This is a genomic window from Nonomuraea sp. NPDC050680 (assembly GCF_040654555.1).
Lineage (GTDB): Bacteria > Actinomycetota > Actinomycetes > Streptosporangiales > Streptosporangiaceae > Nonomuraea.
The window spans coordinates 172,556-189,292 of sequence record NZ_JBFAIF010000008.1 but is presented as its reverse complement, the minus strand read 5'-3'; the positions used below and the strand labels follow the sequence as shown (position 1 = coordinate 189,292).

Annotated in this window: 17 protein-coding genes and 2 pseudogenes; 8 read left to right on the top strand and 11 right to left on the bottom strand. The window is 70.0% G+C overall.

The window, feature by feature from the left end; genetic code table 11:
* Positions 1–46 precede the first annotated feature (46 nt).
* The gene (locus AB0H88_RS26970) at positions 47–709 is read right to left on the bottom strand and encodes a GDSL-type esterase/lipase family protein (RefSeq protein ID WP_357648993.1); all 663 of its coding nucleotides are present in this window, start codon (positions 707–709) and stop codon (positions 47–49) included.
* A 91-nt stretch (positions 710–800) separates the two neighbouring features.
* Positions 801–2,318, bottom strand: coding sequence for an FAD-dependent monooxygenase (locus AB0H88_RS26965; protein WP_357648991.1), 1,518 nt, complete (start codon positions 2,316–2,318; stop codon positions 801–803).
* A gap of 203 nt (positions 2,319–2,521) precedes the next feature.
* On the opposite strand from AB0H88_RS26965, the gene AB0H88_RS26960 reads away from it, so the two are divergent.
* Positions 2,522–5,932 (top strand): BTAD domain-containing putative transcriptional regulator, encoded by a 3,411-nt coding sequence (locus AB0H88_RS26960; RefSeq protein WP_357648989.1) that lies wholly within the window; start codon positions 2,522–2,524, stop codon positions 5,930–5,932.
* A 1-nt stretch (position 5,933) separates the two neighbouring features.
* On the opposite strand, the pseudogene AB0H88_RS26955 reads toward AB0H88_RS26960, so the two are convergent.
* The 5 genes and pseudogenes from AB0H88_RS26955 to AB0H88_RS26935 form a co-directional block, all read right to left on the bottom strand.
* Positions 5,934–6,785 (bottom strand): annotated as a pseudogene (locus AB0H88_RS26955) (PhzF family phenazine biosynthesis isomerase).
* A gap of 7 nt (positions 6,786–6,792) precedes the next feature.
* Positions 6,793–7,344: a DUF3995 domain-containing protein gene (locus tag AB0H88_RS26950; protein ID WP_357648986.1), complete on the bottom strand. Its 552-nt coding sequence runs from the start codon at positions 7,342–7,344 to the stop codon at positions 6,793–6,795.
* Entirely contained in the window at positions 7,331–7,783 is a 453-nt protein-coding gene (locus AB0H88_RS26945; RefSeq protein WP_357648984.1) for a hypothetical protein, read from the bottom strand. The genes AB0H88_RS26950 and AB0H88_RS26945 overlap by 14 nt, the downstream gene beginning before the upstream one ends.
* 320 nt (positions 7,784–8,103) lie before the next feature.
* Positions 8,104–8,229, bottom strand: a pseudogene (locus AB0H88_RS26940) (hypothetical protein); the annotation flags it as partial.
* A 152-nt stretch (positions 8,230–8,381) separates the two neighbouring features.
* Positions 8,382–8,582: a DUF5708 family protein gene (locus AB0H88_RS26935; RefSeq protein ID WP_357648982.1), complete on the bottom strand. Its 201-nt coding sequence runs from the start codon at positions 8,580–8,582 to the stop codon at positions 8,382–8,384.
* Positions 8,583–8,708: 126 nt separating this feature from the next.
* Between AB0H88_RS26935 and AB0H88_RS26930 the strand changes: the two genes are divergently transcribed.
* Complete coding sequence (locus AB0H88_RS26930) at positions 8,709–9,401, top strand: hypothetical protein (protein ID WP_357648980.1); 693 nt, start codon at positions 8,709–8,711, stop codon at positions 9,399–9,401.
* The gene (locus tag AB0H88_RS26925; protein WP_357648977.1) at positions 9,394–9,750 is read left to right on the top strand and encodes a hypothetical protein; all 357 of its coding nucleotides are present in this window, start codon (positions 9,394–9,396) and stop codon (positions 9,748–9,750) included. The genes AB0H88_RS26930 and AB0H88_RS26925 overlap by 8 nt, the downstream gene beginning before the upstream one ends.
* A gap of 48 nt (positions 9,751–9,798) precedes the next feature.
* Here AB0H88_RS26925 and AB0H88_RS26920 read toward each other — a convergent pair whose 3' ends face one another.
* Positions 9,799–10,344, bottom strand: coding sequence for a flavoprotein (locus AB0H88_RS26920; protein ID WP_357648974.1), 546 nt, complete (start codon positions 10,342–10,344; stop codon positions 9,799–9,801).
* Between the two features lie 129 nt (positions 10,345–10,473).
* Between AB0H88_RS26920 and AB0H88_RS26915 the strand changes: the two genes are divergently transcribed.
* On the top strand, positions 10,474–11,076 hold the full coding sequence (locus AB0H88_RS26915) for a cadmium resistance transporter (protein ID WP_357648972.1): 603 nt from the start codon (positions 10,474–10,476) through the stop codon (positions 11,074–11,076).
* A 76-nt stretch (positions 11,077–11,152) separates the two neighbouring features.
* Positions 11,153–12,073 (top strand): LysR family transcriptional regulator, encoded by a 921-nt coding sequence (locus AB0H88_RS26910; RefSeq protein WP_357648970.1) that lies wholly within the window; start codon positions 11,153–11,155, stop codon positions 12,071–12,073.
* A 184-nt stretch (positions 12,074–12,257) separates the two neighbouring features.
* Here AB0H88_RS26910 and AB0H88_RS26905 read toward each other — a convergent pair whose 3' ends face one another.
* Positions 12,258–12,773, bottom strand: coding sequence for a MarR family transcriptional regulator (locus AB0H88_RS26905; protein WP_357648968.1), 516 nt, complete (start codon positions 12,771–12,773; stop codon positions 12,258–12,260).
* A gap of 38 nt (positions 12,774–12,811) precedes the next feature.
* Here AB0H88_RS26905 and AB0H88_RS26900 point away from each other — a divergent pair, with 38 nt between their 5' ends.
* Positions 12,812–13,693 (top strand): DMT family transporter, encoded by an 882-nt coding sequence (locus AB0H88_RS26900; RefSeq protein ID WP_357648967.1) that lies wholly within the window; start codon positions 12,812–12,814, stop codon positions 13,691–13,693.
* Positions 13,694–13,755: 62 nt separating this feature from the next.
* On the opposite strand, the gene AB0H88_RS26895 is transcribed toward AB0H88_RS26900, so the two are convergent.
* Positions 13,756–15,135, bottom strand: coding sequence for an FAD-dependent oxidoreductase (locus AB0H88_RS26895; RefSeq protein WP_357648965.1), 1,380 nt, complete (start codon positions 15,133–15,135; stop codon positions 13,756–13,758).
* Between the two features lie 95 nt (positions 15,136–15,230).
* Here AB0H88_RS26895 and AB0H88_RS26890 point away from each other — a divergent pair, with 95 nt between their 5' ends.
* On the top strand, positions 15,231–15,644 hold the full coding sequence (locus tag AB0H88_RS26890; RefSeq protein ID WP_357648963.1) for a glutaredoxin domain-containing protein: 414 nt from the start codon (positions 15,231–15,233) through the stop codon (positions 15,642–15,644).
* A 16-nt stretch (positions 15,645–15,660) separates the two neighbouring features.
* On the opposite strand, the gene AB0H88_RS26885 is transcribed toward AB0H88_RS26890, so the two are convergent.
* The gene (locus AB0H88_RS26885) at positions 15,661–16,254 is read right to left on the bottom strand and encodes a hypothetical protein (protein WP_357648961.1); all 594 of its coding nucleotides are present in this window, start codon (positions 16,252–16,254) and stop codon (positions 15,661–15,663) included.
* 43 nt (positions 16,255–16,297) lie between these two features.
* Between AB0H88_RS26885 and AB0H88_RS26880 the strand changes: the two genes are divergently transcribed.
* Positions 16,298–16,723 (top strand): TetR/AcrR family transcriptional regulator C-terminal domain-containing protein, encoded by a 426-nt coding sequence (locus tag AB0H88_RS26880; protein WP_357649337.1) that lies wholly within the window; start codon positions 16,298–16,300, stop codon positions 16,721–16,723.
* Positions 16,724–16,737: the final 14 nt, after the last annotated feature.

Below are 16,737 nucleotides of genomic sequence, written 5' to 3'. Positions count from 1 at the left end.
CCGCGCTTTCTGGATTAACGTCGTCGCGGGCGATTGCGAAGCCCGGTCACGCGACCAGGCGCAGCCAGGCCGCCGCGAGTGCGGCGTGACCGGCCGGCGTGGGATGCGCGCCGTCCGCGGCCCAGTACTCCGGCCCGGTCGTCGCGGCGAGCTCGGCGAACATGCCGTCGGCGGCGAGCAGGTGCGCGCCGTACTTGCGGGCGAGTTCGCGGACGACCTGGTTCTTCGGGTCCAGTTCGGCCCGCCACTCCTTCCGCTCCTCCTCGCCGATGTGCACGTCGCCGACCTCGACGCTGCCGCTGATCGGCAGGAGGGACGTCTCGATGAGGATCAGGTCGGCGCCGGCCTCGGCGAGGGGCGCGAGCAGGCGGTCGTAACCCGCCGCGTACTCCTCCGCGGAGATCACGTAGCCGTCCGGGTCGTACGTGTGCCAGGCCACGTCGTTGCCGCCGACGAGGATCGACACCACGTCCGGGCGCGCGTCGAGCACGTCCGCCTGCCAGCGGGCTTCGAGGTCCATCACCTTGTTGCCCGCGATCGCGGAGTTCAGCCAGGTCACGGGCCGGTCCGGGTGCCGCAGTCCCCACTCGCCCGCGACGCGCAGGGGGTAGCCGAAGCCGAGGCCGTCTTCGCTTTCCAGTCGTTGGCAGTCGGTGACGGAATCGCCGGTGAACATCACGGTGCTTCCCGGTCGGAGGGTGATCGTCATGTGTGCTCCTTGAACTCGGTTGAGGAGAGGAAAATGGCAGCACCGTGATTTCCTTCGCGCCCTTGTAGCGCTCGCAGGAAGGAAAAGGGATTCAAACTGCCGGACTGCCGAACCAATGGCCGGCGGCTCGTTCGAACGCTGCACGATCAGGGTCGCGATCGCCTGCCCAGGCGACTATGCCGTCGGGGCGGATGAGCACGGCCCCGAATCCGAGGTCGTTTCTCGCCGGGCCGGCCGCGTACCGTATCCGGCTCTGCCAGCCCATCGCTGAGTCGTGCAGGCGTCGGTCGGTGCTGAAATCGAGTGCGACGCCTCGTCCGTCCCGCATCAGGTCGCCGAGGCGAGTGCCGTCCTCAAGGTGAAGGTCCGGGGCGTTGCGGCCGACCAGCGGCGGCTGCTCGCTGCCGAGGTCGTGGCGGAGCGACGATCCTGAAATCTTCTCGAACGCGTAGGTGGTTCCGTCACGGGTCCCGAGCAGGTCGCGGATCACTGCTTGGATCGCCTGGGCATGAGGGTCCGGCCGCATGACCGCCGCTTGGGCGCGCGTCCAGTCGAGCACCCAGGCGCCGATCGGGTGGCGTTCGCGGGTGTAGGTGTCGAGCAGTTCGTCCGGCGCGTCCCCGTGTACGGTCGCCGCGAGCTTCCAGCCCAGGTTCAGGGCGTCGCCGACGCCGGTGTTGAGTCCCTGTGCTCCCAGGGGGGAGTGGATGTGGGCGGCGTCGCCCGCGAGCAGGACGCGTCCCTGCCGGTAGGTCGTCGTCTGCATCGCCCGATCGGTGAAGCTCGAGGCGAGATGGACGTCGCTCAGCGTCACGTCGGTGCCGGACACCCGGCGCAGAACCGCCTGGAGATGGTCGCGAGTCGGCTGCTGCGAGCGATCGAAGGTGCCGCCGTCGAAGTCCAGCATGCCGATGTACCCGTCCGCGGGCGTCCGGAGGTACATGCCGGTCGGCGTCAGAGTGAACCCGGGCCGCAGCTTCTCGGGATCGGCGATGGTGGCGAGTACGACGTAGCCGGTGAACTGCGGCTCGGTGCCGACGAAGTCGAAGCCCGCGAGCCCGCGCACCGTGCTGCGGCCGCCGTCGCAGCCGACGAGCCAGCGCGCCGCGTACTCGTGCTCGCCGGCTCGCGCGACCACGCTCTCATCGGTCTGCGCGACGGCTGAGACCATGACGCCGCGCCTGATCTGCACGCCGAGCTGGGCCGCCCGCTCGGACAGCACCTCCTCGACCGCTTCGAGGTTCGTCATCACGCCTTCCATCGCCGGGCTGGGCAGTCGGAACGGCAGGGCGGCGACGTCGACCTTGGCCGGATCGAGCATCATGCCGGCGAAGTGGCCCACGCCACGAGGGGGTGACGGCTCGTCCGTGCCGAGGTTCCCGCCGGCAGGGACGCCTGAGGCCGTCAGCAGCGGGTGCAGCATCCCCCGGCGGTAGAACGCCTCCACCGACGCGGCGGACAGGCCCCGCATCCCGAGCGGGTACGCCTTCCACGGGGAGCGAGGCTCGGGCTCCCGCTCAAGCACCAGGACAGAGCAGCCCGCGAGGCCGAGCTCGCAGGCGAGGAACAGACCGACCGGGCCGGCGCCCACGATCACTACATCATGCATGAGAGCCCCCTTCCGAAAATTATGGGAACGCTATTCCAGAGCGCTTGCGCGGTCCCTCCGCGCGCCCCACGAGATCGTTCATCCCGTTCTCTGAGGCATTGCGAAGACTGGCGCGGGCCGCTCACACGGGGCACACACGGCGCTCACACGGGGGAACAAGTCCTGATTTGGCACTCGACGGCACGCGCGCGAAGATTCGGAAGATGGACGGGGATGCGCGGCTTCGCGTCACGCTGCTCGGTGCCTTTCAGGCGTCTCGCGGTGACGCCGACCTGCCCGTTCCCGGCGCGCGGTCGCAGGGGCTGATCGTCCGGCTGGCGCTCGCCGGCGGGCGCGCGGTCGAGCAGGGCGTCCTCGTCGACGCGATCTGGGCCGAGGACCCGCCGGTCGGCGCCGCCCACGCCCTGCAGGCCCTCGTCTCGCGGCTGCGCCGGACCCTCGGCTCGGCCGGCGACGTCACGCAGGTCGCGGGCGGCTATCGGCTGAACGTGGACGCGGCCGATGTGGACGCGCTGCGATTCGAGCAGCTCGCCGCCGCCGGCCGTGACCGGCTGCGCGCCGGCGACCCGAATGCCGCGGCGGCCGTGCTCGGCGAGGCCGTGACGCTGTGGGGCGACCGCCCCGGAGCCGAGCCGACGGTCGTCGCCGCGGTCGCGCCCGCCGTCGCGACCTGGCTGGCCCACGCCTCGGTCGAGGCCGTCGCCGACCTCGCCGACGCCGAGCTGTCTCTGGGCCGTGCCGACGCGGCCGCCGCCCGCCTGACCGCCCTGCTCGCCGAGCACCCCGTTCACGAGCGGGCGGCCGCGCTGCTCATGGACGCGCTCGCCGCCCAGGGCCGCCAGGCCGACGCTCTGGCCCTGTACGAGCGCGTCCGCGAATCCCTGGCCGACGCCCTCGGCACCGACCCGGGCGACGCCCTGCACGAGCGCCACCTGCGCCTGCTGCGCGCCGAGCGGCCCGCCCCGGCCGCCGATGCCGCACGGACCGGGCCGAATAACCTGCCCATGCCGCAGACCAGGCCGAGTAACCTGCCCGCGCCGCAGACCAGGCCGAGTAACCTGCCCGCGCCGCTGACCAGCTTCATCGGGCGCGACGGCGACCTCGCCCGGATCGACACGCTGCTCGCCGCCGGGCGTCTGGTCACCGTGCTCGGTCCCGGCGGCGCCGGCAAAACGCGCCTCGCCGTCGAGGCCGCCCGCCGCCACTGCCACGAGTACCGCGACGGCGCCTGGATGATCGACCTCGCCTCGGTCACCGAGCCGGCCAAGGTCGGCGCGGCCGTGCTCGCCGGGATCGGGCTGCGCGGCGGCGCGCTGTTCGAGGCCCGGAGGCGGGTCGAGGGCGGTGCGCTGTTCGAGGCCCGGTCGCGGGTCGAGTCCGGCGCGCTGTCCGAGGCCCGGAGGCGGGTCGAGGGCTCCGATCTAGTCGAGGGCTCCGATCTAGACGTACTGGTTGACCAACTCGGCGGCCGGGAGAGCCTGCTGCTGGTCGACAACTGCGAGCACCTGATCGACGCCGTGGCCCACCTGGTCGCGGCAGTGCTGTCCCGATGCGCCGGGCTGCGCGTGCTCGCCACCAGCCGCGAACCCCTCGCGGTCGACGGCGAGGCGCTGGTGCCGCTCGGCCCGCTCGCGCTGCCCGGGCCAAACGATGGCGTCGAGCAGGCCCGGCGGGCGGCGTCGGTACGCCTGTTCACCGAGCGGGCCGCGGCCGTGCGGCCGGGTTTCGAGGTGGACGAGACGACCCTGCCCGAGGTCCGGCGGGTGGTCCGCAGCCTGGACGGGATGCCGCTGGCGCTGGAGCTGGCCGCCGCCCGGCTGCGGACACTGTCGCTGCCCGAGCTGGCCGACGGGCTGTCCGACCGGTTCCGGCTGCTCACCACCGGCAGCCGTACCGCGCTGCCCCGGCACCGCACCCTGCGCGCGGTCATCGCCTGGAGCTGGCAACTACTGAGCGAGCAGGAGCGTACGGTCGCCGAACGCGTCTCGATCCTGCCCGGCGGCGTCACGCCGGCCTCGGCCACCGCGGTCTGCGCCGGCACCGCGGTGCAGGCCGCCGAGATCCCCGAGCTGCTCGCGGGCCTGGTCGACCGGTCGCTGCTGCAACTCGCGCCCGACCCGGGCCGCTACCGCATGCTGGAGACGCTGCGCGAGTACGGCACCGACCGCCTGGCCGAGACAGACCACCTCGACACCGCCCGCGACCTGGCCGCCGACCACTTCGCCAAGCTGATGGCCCAGAACGACCCGCGGCTGCGCGGGCCCGGCCAGCTGGCGGCCCTGCGAGTCATCAGCGCCGAGTACGACAACACGCTGGCCGCCCTGCGCCGGCGATGCGAGACCGGCGACGCCTCCGGCGCGATCACTCTCGCCCTGAACCTGACCTGGTACTGGCAGATGCTCGACCGGTACCCCGACGCGGCCTACTGGCTGGGCGAGGCGCTGGCGGTGCCCGGCGGCGGCGAGCCGACGCCCGGCCGCGACTGCGCGTACGCGATCTACCTGATCCACCGGGCCGACACCCGGCTGGGGCCGACCACCGAGGAGGTCGCGGACGACCAGGCGCGGCTGCGCGAGCTGGCCGACCGGCTGCTCGCCTACCCCGAGCTGCCGGGCCCGTGCGGCGCGCTCACCGCGGTCACGCTCGCGTTCCTACAGGAGGAGACCGCGGTCGCGAAGATCGCGCGCCTGGCCGACGGCGACGACGTGTGGCTGGCCGGGCTGGCCGGCATGTTCCGCGCGCAGTTCGCCGAGAACGCGGGCGAGTTCGACAACGTGCGCGCCGACGTGGCGGCGGCCCTGGCCTGCTTCCGGCAGGCCGGCGACCGCTGGGGTCAGGCCACCGTGCTGCCGATGCGTGCCCAGCTGCGGCAGTACGACGATGAGCTCGACGGCGCGCTGGCCGACCTGCGCGAGGCGCAGTCGCTGGCCGGCGAGTTCGGCTCGCTCAGCCTCAGCGACGAGGTGTTTCTCCACCTGCGCTGGATCGACCTGCACCTGCGGCGTGGCGACACCGACGCGACGATCGCGATGCTCGGCTCGGCCCGGGAGCGGGCGCTACGCGCGGCCTCGCCGGAGCTGTCGGCCCTGGTCGACGCGTGGGAGGCCGCCTTCCGGGTGCGGCTCGGCGACCTGGACCGGGCGCGGGACCTGCTCGACGACGCCGAACGAGCTCTGCACGGCGACACCACGTTCCCCGGTCAGCACGCGCGGGCGCTGGCCGGCAACGTGCGGGCCTCCCTCTGCCTGGAGCTGGGGGACTTGGCCGGCGCGGAGAAGATGCTGGCGAAGGCGTACACGGCGGCACTGAAGACCCGGGACCTGCCGATCATGTCCCTGGGGGCGGTGACCGCGGCCGCGCTGGCCGAGGCGCACGGGCGGCATCAGGAGTCGGCCGTCCTGCTCGGCGCCGCCTCCAGGTTGCGCGGCGCGCACGACCGTACCGATCAGCAGGTTCGCGAGCTCAGCCGCCGAGGGCGGGCCGCGCTGGGCGAGGAAGCCTTCGCCGCGGCGTACGGCAAAGGCTGGGAGCTGGACGGGAAGGCGGCCGTGACCGCAGTCGACCCGGCCCGGCCGCGCCGGGAACTCGGGACGGCTCACCCAGATCCCGAGTGATTCAGCCAGGCGTGTGGATGGGCACCGCGGTGCCGGAGACCGTGACGCGAGAGTCGCCGGGAATGGTGCTACATGTCAGGAGGCTGGGTCGCCCCATGTCGACGCCCTGGTGGATGGTGAGAACGGTCCCGTCCTCGAGGCGTCCCAGCGTCCGCAGGTAGCCGGTGAAGGCGGCGGCCGCGGCGCCGGTGGCCGGGTCCTCGACGACGCCGCCAGGCGGGAAGGGGTCGCGGGCGTGAAAGACGGTGGGGGATTCGGGCCAGAAGAGGTGGACCGTGGTCCATCCCAGGTCAGCCATGATCTTGCCCAGGGCCTCGAAGTCGTAGTAGAGATCGGCCAGGCGACCCCGGCTGGCCGCGGCCAGGACGAGATGGTCGTTGCCGGCGTTGGCGACGTGCGCCGGATAGGCGGGGTCGAGGTCGTCGGCCGACCAGCCCAGTGCGGCGAGCACGGGCCGTACCTCCTCTTCTTCGGAGGCCGGGCGGGTGGAGGTCGGCGGACTGGTCAGGGTCGCGGTGATCCCACCGGCCGGATCCGCGGCGATCTCCACCGGGACCGGGCCCGCCTAGGTGGCGAGGTGCACGGTTCCGGGGCCGATCCGCTCGCCGAGCGCGACCGAGGCCGCGATCGTCGCGTGGCCGCAGAAGGCGACCTCAGCCAGAGGGCTGAAGTACTGGATCCGGTACTGGCGCTCGTCCGTGGGGTGCAGGAAGGCGGTCTCGGAGTAGCCGAGTTCGGCGGCGATGGCGAGCATCTCCGCGTCTGACAACTCCCGGGCATCCAAGACCACTCCGGCGGGGTTGCCGCCAGCGGGGGTAGTGGTGAAAGCGGCATACCTGAGGACTTCGCTCATGCGGTCATCATGGCGCATGGCAGCCTACTGAGCCCTGGACCATGCCGCCCGCAGGCCCCCAGCGCCGGCCCAGCCGCCATCCGGCCGTTGCCCAGCACATCCCCCAGAGCAGGAAGAACGGCGACCACAACAGCAGATCCCAGCGCGCCAAGGTGCGGGCCAGCGCGGCGTGCTCGACTGGCGCCGGGTGGACCCCGGCCAGCAGCAGTGTGTCGCCGACGAAGCCGAATCCCAGCGCCCCGATCGACCGGGCGATCATGAAGACCCCCAGCGTCCATGCGATCGTGCGCAGCAGCCGACGCGGGACCCTCGCGCCCCAGGGCCGCACGGTGGCCAGCGCGACGATGACACCGACCATCGCGGCACCGGCCAGCAACCAGTGGCTCGCCACGAACAAGGGATCACGCGCGAGCAGCTGCTCGCGCAGTTGTGGAGGCAGCGGGTCCTTGTCAGCCAGCGCATTGGCCCCCAGCGCTTGGGCGAACTTCATCGATCCGTACGCCGCGGCGCACACCGCCGCCCCGTAAGCGCCCACCCGCGCCCGATCAGCCCGTCGCACGTCTCGTCACCGCCACGTAGGACCGGGTCATCTCCAGGAACAGCCCGATCACGAGGATGCCAAGGATCCCGTGGTACCACTGCCAGCCCACACCGATGCCGACGAACCCGTCCACGATCATGATCCCCGCGCCGCCGCCAACGGCCAACAGCATCCCGACCAGGACGAGGAGCATGAACATTCTCGGCACCCTGCGCCCCAGTGCCGTGACCGTGGCGATGGCGACGCACGCGCCCAACACTCCGGACGCGGTTGCGAGCCACTGCGCGGTGGCCGCGTCCATGAAATAGCTTCCGGTCTCGGCAGCCGACACGGGCGGGCCGCCCGGGAACCCGAGCCGGGCCTGCAGAGCGAAGGCGGCCTTTCCCGCGGCGTAACCGAGGAACAGCACCGCCACCGCGTAAGCCGGCCAACTTCTCCGACGATCAGAATCAACCATGACTGCGACAGTAGGGGCCGCGCACCGGGGGTCTCTTCCCCAGAGCGAGGGAGGTTGCCCCCCCGCCAGGGGGAGATCCAACTGCCGCTGGCGCCCGCCCTGCTCACCAGTTGCCGCTGGTGAGGCTCACCTCCTCTGGGGCGTGCACCGCAAACCGCTCGCGGTGCAGTGGTAGGCGGCGCGGTCGGTCCCCCAACGGTCACCCCGGTTGCTCGCCGGGACGGCGTTGCCCTTCCAACGACCGGCCTCGCGGAGATGTAGCTGTCACCGAGGAAGACGATGGCGGTCCGGTCCACAGGTTTCTCGAGAATGGCCACACCGATCGGAAGCCGACCGATGTTGTTGATGGTGGTGGCTTGCTCGTTGGTGTCGGTGTCAATGACCGACACGTTGCTCGACCCGTAGTTGGTGACGTAAACGCGGGTCCCCGCCGGGTTGATCGCCACACCGGTCGGGAAACGGCCGACGTTGATCGTACTGACGGAGGGCGGGGTGGCGGTGGTGTCGATCACCGCCGCACCGGCCGATCTCGTCTGCCAGATGGCCGCCTGCGGCGACTCCCTGTTTGCATAGTGACGCTCCGGCAGCCGTCGATCGCTCAGCGCGGCTCCGCGCCGTCGCCGCGTACGATCTTGTAGAGCCCGTACAGGGCCTCCAGACCGCCGATGACCATCAGAACCAGCCCGACCTTCGTCGGTGTGAACACGAAGATCTCGGTGTCGAGCCCGAACAACCACAGCGCCAACCCGGCGGCGAAGACGGCCAGGCCGGTGAGGAGTGTCTTGCGGGCGGGGGCCATGCGAATCTCTTTCGATCATGAGGGACCCGGCGCCCCCGCTCTCTGGAAACGCTAATCAAGAGCCAGGTCGGAGGCTTCCTGCGCGTTGAGGAGATCGGACTACATCTTTCGGGTGACGTTCACTCCTTGCCCCTGGCCGGTAAGCGCTGGCATCATGCCGAACATGATCGACAGAATCGAGTCATTCGTCCGCCGGTGAGCGTGACACCCGAGCCGGGACTGCTCGGACCCCAGATCAGCCTGTTCGACCACGCGTTGAGCCTGCACCGGCAAGATCCGAACTCTCCTCTGCCGCGTGACGGCGAGCCGTACCCCGACGAGCACCAGTACCGTCGGCGATCGCGGCGAGAGCTCCCAGAAGACCAGCGGCTGGCCGGCGTGGACGTCGCCGCGATCCTGGATGCGCACTTCGCCAGAGCCGACGCACCGCCCAGCGAGCTCGCCGATGCCTTCCACGACGTTGACGTCCCGATCCAGCACAACGAGCACATCGCCGCCGCAGCGCTACGGGCGGACAAACAGCGGGTTCAGCGGACCGGGCGATGGCTCGTACGCCACAGCGGCGATCGGCGCTCCGCCGTCGTGGGGCTGGCGTTGCTCGCCGCCGATTGGGCGGAAGAGGACATCCCGCTGATCCAGACGATTGGGCTGCTGTCGAACTGGTTCGGTCCGTTGGCCGCCGATGCCCTGCCACGACGCCATGGTGGTGGCCAGGAGGCACTGATGTGGCTTGCCCAAAGGGTCGCCGGCTGGGGAAGAGCCCGAAGCCGACGACGGCCTGATCGATCACACCGGCCGGCTGCTGAAGACCATGGCTGACTGCGGCGGCATGGGCCTGACCCTGGAGCACTATCCGCCGGCACGCATCGTCCTGGACGCGTACGTCGGTCATCTCAGCCGTCAGACAGCGACCGTGAGCAGGTATGTCGACGCCGCCATGATTGCCGACCACCTGGCCAAGAAACCGGCGGAAAGGCTCGGTTGCACCCCCGAACATCGAGACCGCCTCCTACGCCAGTACCTGGCAGTGCTCGACCGGGAGGACTGGTGCGCGACGGTTCGCGCGGGCCATGATCCGGACAGCGACTTCTTCGCCTGGTTCGCCGGAAACGTGGCAGCGAGGCTGCGTCTACGAGCGTTCACCGATCCCAACGCTGAGAAATCATGAGTAAGGCCCTCCCTCGACGAACCGCTGTGGTGGACAACCTCCACATTGTTAGCGGGGATGGTGCCGCCTGATCTCCTTGAGCGCCAATGCCCAAGGATAAGTGTCCAGCTTCTCCCCTCCGATTCCAGAGGGAAGGGGCTCGAATTGGCCAGGACCGAGGAGGACAGCAATGCCTTCGGCACGCAGGCTTTCGACGCTTCGGAGAAAGGGGGCGCGGGAGGCTAAAGCGCTGTTGACGAAGGGCAGGACGACGACGGGAATGCCCAGGCCGGGCGCCTCAGCGAGGAGGCCGAGAGCGTAGGTGTCGGCGATGCCTTGGGCGAACTTGTTGATGGTGTTGTAGGTCGCGGGAGCGACGATTATCGCATCGGCTCTGGGGGGCCTAGGCTCGTGTGGCTTGCGGTACTGGCTGCGGACGGGGCGGCCGGTCTGCTGCTCGAGTTCGTGAACGTCGATGAAGTCCAGAGCGGACGGAGTGGCGACTATCTGGACCGTCCAGCCCTCATCCTGGGCGTAGGTGACCAGTCGGCCGACGTCGGCGGCGGCTCCTGCGGCGCACACGATGATGTAGAGGATCTTGCTGGATTGGATCACGTGAGGACTCCCGGCGGCGCGGCATACTCGCGGGCTTCACGGTAAACGCTGCGGGGACTACCAGCGGTATCGGTACGCCCGATACGTTCCTCAGGTACTCCCGCCTCCCGGAGAGGAACCACGCCCCTCGTGCACGTGGGCATCATCGGGCAAGCCGCCGGCCTGTTCGCCGTCACCAACATCGACGACATCGTGATCCTCGCGCTGTTCTTCGCGCAGGGGGCCGGGCATCGCGGCGCCACCTCGCGGATCTTCGTGGGGCAATACCTCGGGTTCGCCGCCATCCTCGTCGTCGCCATCGCCGCCGCTTTCGGCGCCACTTTCCTGCCCGAGCCCGTCATCCCCTACCTGGGCCTGCTACCCCTGGCCTTGGGCCTCAAGGCCGCTTGGCGGGCGTGGCGCGACCACGCCAACGGTGAGAACGCCGACAACGAGCAGGCCGCGACGGGCGGACCCAAGGCGTTGGAGGTCGCGGCGGTCACCTTCGCCAACGGTGGCGACAACATCGGCGTCTATGTCCCGGTCTTCGCCACCGCCGGGCTCGGCGGTATGAGCGTCTACGCCGTCGTCTTCCTCGTCCTGGTCGCCGTCTGGTGCCTGGCGGGCAAGTTCTTCGCCACCCGACCCGTCATCGCCAAGGCCCTCAGCCGATGGGGGCACATCCTCCTGCCCATCGTCCTGATCGCGATCGGCCTGCTCATTCTCATCCAGGGCGGCGCCTTCGGCCTATGACCGGGACGACCCGGCCCACCACTCACCCATCTGTCTTGCGCATGCTTCTTCCATCAGCTGTCACTAACATTGATGGATGGAGATGCGTCAGCTTCGTCATTTCGTCGCGGTCACCACACATGGCAGCTTCACCGCCGCGGCCCGCGCGGAGTTGATCGTGCAGTCCGCTCTCAGTGCCTCCATCCGCAAACTGGAGCGGGAACTCGGCGCGGAGCTCTTCGAACGCACCGGGCGCCGCCCCGTACTGACGCCGGCAGGGCACGCTTTCCTGCCTGCCGCCCGGCGGCTGCTCGCCGACGCCGCTGCCGCCAGTGACGCTGTGGCCGCGGTCACGGGGCTGACCGCCGGGCGGGTGGCGATCGGCGCCATCCAGACGCTGGCCAGCGTCGACCTGCCCGCGGAATTGGCGGCCTTCCATCGCGCATGGCCGGCGATCCAGATCGCCGTTCGCGAGGCATCGGTCGCCGGCCTGCTCGACGCCTTGCTGACCCGTGAGCTCGATCTGGCCTATCTCACGCTGGACGGTGCCGAACTGCCGAACGGTCTGGCCGTCTTTGGTTCCTGGCAGGAGGAACTCGTGTTGATGACCGGGCCCGAGCATCGGCTGGCCCGGGTCGAACGCGTCCTGCTGTCCGAACTGACCGAGGAGGCGTTCGTGGATTTCAAGGCGGGCACCGGGCTGGAGACCGCCGTACATCGTTTGACCGCCGGGTGCGGTCTGCACCGGCAGATCACCTGCGAGGTCACCCAGGCCGGAGTGCTGGTCGATCTGGTACGGGCGGGGATCGGTGTGGCGATCGTCTCGCGGCAGATCGCCGAGCGGGCGAACCTTCCCCGGGTGAAGATGCGCCAGCCCGACCCGGTCAGGACGGTGGTGCTGGTCGGTCGCGCTCCCCGACCGACCAATCCCGCCGCGTCCGCCTTGCTGCACCACTTGACCCCACAGGTCAGTGCGTCAGGAACGGGTCATGGTCGGCCAGTGCCAGCAGGCGGATGAAGGCGGTGACCTTCAGGGCGGCACGGGCCAGGAGACGGAGGGGGAAACGGTGACGGGGTCCGTAGGCCAGCGGCCACAGGTGCGGAATGTGGTTCACGCAACCTAGCCTGAAGCCGACCCCGCCCATCGGTCCAACACATGGTTTCAATGGCAGCAATCTCCAACGTAGATGGGTGCTGTCGCCTCAGCTCTGATCGGGCTGCGGGGTCTCGAAGCAGGAGAGCCAGGTGGTGAGCAGCGACTCCAGTTGGGCGGCCTGCTCAGGCGTCAGGCCATCGAGCAGGCGGCGCTCGTTCGCCACGTGTTCGGTGAACGCCTGGTCGAACAGTTGCCGGCCGGCCCGGGTGAGCGCGACGACCCGGCCGCGGCCGTCGCTCGCGCTGCGCTGGCGGGTGACCAGGCCGGCGCGTTCGAGCCGGTCGATGCGCTTGGTCATGGCGCCCGTGGTGACCATGGTGTGCGCGGCCAGTTCGCCGGGCGCGCGTTCGTAGGGCGCTCCGGCCCGCCGGAGGGCGGCGAGCACGTCGAAGTCTCCCTCGCCCAGCCCGTACTGGCGATACACCACGCACAGCCGTTCGGTCAGGTAGCCGGCGAGGCGGTGCAGCCGTCCGATCACGCCCAGCGGGCTGACGTCCAGATCGGGCCGCTCGTGGGCCCACGCTTGCTGGATGCGGGCGACGTGGTCGAAATTGTTCGTCACGGCACCAATATACCTTCCATGGAAGCTATATTGCTTCCATGGAAGGTACTTTCCGATGGGCGGCTGTGACCGCGCTCGCGCCGATCGCCTGGGGCTCCACCTATCTGGTCACCCACCAGTTCCTGCCGCCCGATCACCCGCTGTACGGAGCGGTGATCCGGGCCCTGCCGGCCGGGTTACTCCTGCTGCTTCTCGCTCGGAAGCTGCCCCGGGGAGCGTGGTGGTGGCGTTCGCTGGTGCTCGGCACGCTCAATATGGGGGCGTTCTTCGCGCTGGTCTACCTGGCCGCCCAGAAGCTGCCGACCAGCATGGCATCGACGATCATGGCGACCTCTCCGGTGGTGATGATGCTGTTCGCCTGGGCGGCGCTCGCCGAGCGCCCGAGGGTGGCGCACGTGACCGGGGCCGGGATCGGGATCGCGGGCGTCTGCCTGCTGCTGCTCGACGGTACGGCGTCGGTCGAGGCGTCCGGCGTGCTGGCCTCCGTGCTGGCCATGGTCATGTCGTCGGCCGGCTATGTGCTGGCCAAACGGTGGAGCGCGCAGGTCGACGTCTTCTCGCTGACCTCCTGGCAGCTCATCGCCGGAGGGATCGCCGTGCTACCCGTCGCCGTCGCCGTGGAGGGCGCGCCGCCGTCCCTGGACGGCCCGGCGCTGCTCGGCTTCGGCTATGTCACGGTCGTCGCGACCGCGCTGGCGTTCGCCGCCTGGTTCGCGGGGCTGCGGCACCTGAGCGCCGCGACGGTGGGCCTGATCGGGCTGCTCAACCCGGTAACCGGCGTACTGCTCGGCACCGCGCTCGCCGGCGAGACGCTCACCGCGCAACAGGTCTGCGGGCTGGTCCTGGTGCTCTCCGGCATCCTGCTGGGCCAGCCGGCCGCCAAGCGCCTCGTCGCGCTGATAGCGACGGCCCGCACCTGATGCCACGGGCACGGTCAGACCATGGCCAGCTAACACGGTCACACCATGGCCAGCTAACACGGTCACACCATGGCCAGATAAGCGGCGAGTTCCTCCGCCGACGAGGTCGAGATCCCGACATATCCATCCGGCCGGACCAGCGTGTGGCGATCGGCACCGTACGGCTCGGCCAGCTCGTACGCCCGCACCTCCGGCCCACCGACCACGCGAGGCGCGGGATCGGGCGACAGCAGCGTGAAGTGCGTCCCACGCAACAGGTCGAACATCCGAGCCTGAGACCCGTCGGCCAGCCGCACCCGACCATCCGGCACGCGATCCCCGCCCCGCCGGGCCAGCGAGCCGCCCCGATAGCTCACCATCAGCTGGTGGGTCTCCTCGTCGCGCTTGTACGCCTTCTTGTCGAGGAGCTCTGTGCTGAGGCCGAGCACGCGGGCGGCGACGGGCCGCCGCTCCTCCTCGTACGTGTCGAGCAGCGCCTCCGGCGCTCCGGCCAGCACCCGGGCAAGCTTCCAGCCCAGGTTGTAGGCGTCCTGTACGCCGGTGTTGAGCCCCTGTCCGCCGGCGGGCGAGTGCACGTGGGCGGCGTCCCCGGCAAGGAAGACCCTGCCGGCCCGGTAGCTGTCGGCCAGGCGGATGTTCACCCGGTACAGGGACGACCACAGCAACTCGGTGATCCGAACCCCGCCCAGCATCGACCGTTCCCCGAAGATCCGCTGGAAGCCGGAGAGCGTCAGGTCGGGCACGACGCCCGGCTTCAGCGGGGCGATCATCTGGAAGCTGTCGGTGCCGGCCATCGGGAAGAGCACCACCATTCCCTTGCCCGGCCGGAACCAGACATGGGTGTGGTCCCGGCCGAGCCCCTCGACCCGCACGTCGCCGAGGGCCATCCGCTCCTCGTCGCGGGTCTCCCCGGCGAAACCGATGCCGAGCGCCTTGCGTACGAAGCTCTTGCCGCCGTCCGCCGCGACCAGGTAGTCCGCCCGCAGGGTCGTCCCCGTGCTCAGCCTGGCCGTCACTCCGCGCGCGTCCTGCTCGAATCCGGTCAACCCGGTGCCCTGCTCCACCTTTCCGCCCAGCTCGGTCAGCCGCTCACGCAGCACCGCCTCGGTGCGCCACTGCGGGTGCATCATCACCATGGGGTACGGCACCGCCTCCGTGGGGGCGACGAGCTTGTGCATGCGGCCCTGGTACACCGGCACCCTGCCGATCCTTGCCCGAAACGGCGGATAGAGCGTCGTAGCCTCCATGACTCGGTCGATCACCCCCAGATCATCGAAGACCTCCTGCGTGCGGGGCTGCAGCCCTTTGCCCTTGGAGCCACCTGAGGGCTCCGGGGCCTGCTCCACGACGCGGCAGTCGACTCCGCGCCTGGCCAGATCCACGGCGAGGGTGAGCCCGGTCGGGCCGCCGCCGACGATGAGTACGTTCGTCTTCTCGGTCATGGTGCGACCATGCCGATCCGTACTGCCAGATCTCTGTCAGCATCCCGCCGCCACTGTCATCGTCGGACTCGGGCGGTCCTTGAGATACTTCCGATATGTCCTCCGTGTTCCCCAGTGCGCTCTCCATGATCGCGATCTCTTTCCTCGTCCTCTATGCGGCGTGGATGATCATCGCGAACTTGCCCCGCCGAGATCGGGCGACGTCGCACGCGCTGGCGGATCGCACGGGCGTGGTCGTCTACTGGCGGCCCGGCTGCAAGTACTGCATGAGGCTGCGCATGCGTCTGCGCTTCACACGGTTGCGGCACGCGGAGGTGAACATCTGGCGAGACCCCGAGGCGGCGGCGTTCGTCCGCTCGGTCGCGGACGGGAACGAGACCGTGCCGACCGTGACGGTGGCCGGGAAGGCGATGGTGAACCCGTCGAAGCCGCAACTGCTGGAAGCGGTCACGATGTACACCCCGCACCTCCTGCCCGGCCCTGGAGAGCCGACCGGCGGTCGCGGCTGACGGCCGACCGGTTTCCTCAGGGCCGTTCCCTGCGGAAATAAACCCTCGCCGACGGGACGGCGAGCAGGATGACGACGAGCAGCGAGCCCAGGGTCGTCAGGGCGAGCTTCCCGATGTTCACGGGGAGGAGCCACCCGGGCATGACGTGCACGGCCGCGTCGACCATGGCCTGCACGTCGATACGCGTCAGCACCGGGTCGCCGGAGTTCTTGAAGGAGGATTCGAGGACCTGAGCGGTGAACACCTGGCTGGGCACGATGACGCAACCGGCGACGAAGAGGATCGGCTGCAAGATCCAGGACAGGGTCCGGCCGATCCGGTTTCCCGTCAGGTTGAGCAGCGCCAGGGTCGTCAGGACCAGGGCGATCCCGAGGGCGAGCGGTATCTCCGCGAGGTTCGACCCGAAGCTGATGCCGTGCTCGGCCAGGACGGTCGCGGGAAGACTCTGCCGCACGACCTCGGCCTCGGCCGCCGTCTGAGCACCGGCCCCGTAGAAGAAGACGATGACGGAACCGCCCAGGAAGGGCACGGCGGTCAGCAGTTGCACCGTCGCCGCGAAGACGACACTGCGCGGACGACGCTTCTCCCGAACAGAAGCTGGATTGATCACGGCGTAACCCCGATTCGCATTCCGTCAACACGCGACTTGAACACTGTGCAAACACCCGTGGCTCGTGACTGCCATAAGCACCCACCTCATGTACGGCCCCGGCAAGGCACGCCGTGACGACCACTGCCTCGCCGTCTTCGAAGCAGCCGGGTTCGTCGGCGTGCATGCGGACAACGCCAGCAAAACAGTCCTGACGTACGTCCTCGGCACCGCCCTCAGCGAAGTGGCCGAGGCCGCCTGGAGAGCCCGACTACACCGTAACGGCGGCAACGAGGAGGAGCAGGTAGGGGCCGCCATGGCCCAGGCGAGCGAGATCGCGATGCGCTTCCCGCGGCTCCGCGCCCGTCTCGAAAAATGGGAGGAGGCTGACGCCACCGCGCCTCCCGACAAGAGCTTCGAACTCGGCCTCCAGGCCATCCTCGACGGCCTCGAATCCCAACTCACCGCCCGGCCCGCGCCCACCGGCTGAGCCGCGCACTAGCA

Bases quoted from the DNA above. Each gene is read 5' to 3' on its own strand.
- AB0H88_RS26970 (WP_357648993.1), bottom strand. From the start codon at position 709: ATGACGATCACCCTCCGACCGGGAAGCACCGTGATGTTCACCGGCGAT.
- AB0H88_RS26965 (WP_357648991.1), bottom strand. From the start codon at position 2,318: ATGCATGATGTAGTGATCGTGGGCGCCGGCCCGGTCGGTCTGTTCCTC.
- AB0H88_RS26960 (WP_357648989.1), top strand. From the start codon at position 2,522: ATGGACGGGGATGCGCGGCTTCGCGTCACGCTGCTCGGTGCCTTTCAG.
- AB0H88_RS26945 (WP_357648984.1), bottom strand. From the start codon at position 7,783: ATGGTTGATTCTGATCGTCGGAGAAGTTGGCCGGCTTACGCGGTGGCG.
- AB0H88_RS26935 (WP_357648982.1), bottom strand. From the start codon at position 8,582: ATGGCCCCCGCCCGCAAGACACTCCTCACCGGCCTGGCCGTCTTCGCC.
- AB0H88_RS26925 (WP_357648977.1), top strand. From the start codon at position 9,394: ATGGCTGACTGCGGCGGCATGGGCCTGACCCTGGAGCACTATCCGCCG.
- AB0H88_RS26910 (WP_357648970.1), top strand. From the start codon at position 11,153: ATGGAGATGCGTCAGCTTCGTCATTTCGTCGCGGTCACCACACATGGC.
- AB0H88_RS26900 (WP_357648967.1), top strand. From the start codon at position 12,812: ATGGAAGGTACTTTCCGATGGGCGGCTGTGACCGCGCTCGCGCCGATC.
- AB0H88_RS26895 (WP_357648965.1), bottom strand. From the start codon at position 15,135: ATGACCGAGAAGACGAACGTACTCATCGTCGGCGGCGGCCCGACCGGG.
- AB0H88_RS26890 (WP_357648963.1), top strand. From the start codon at position 15,231: ATGTCCTCCGTGTTCCCCAGTGCGCTCTCCATGATCGCGATCTCTTTC.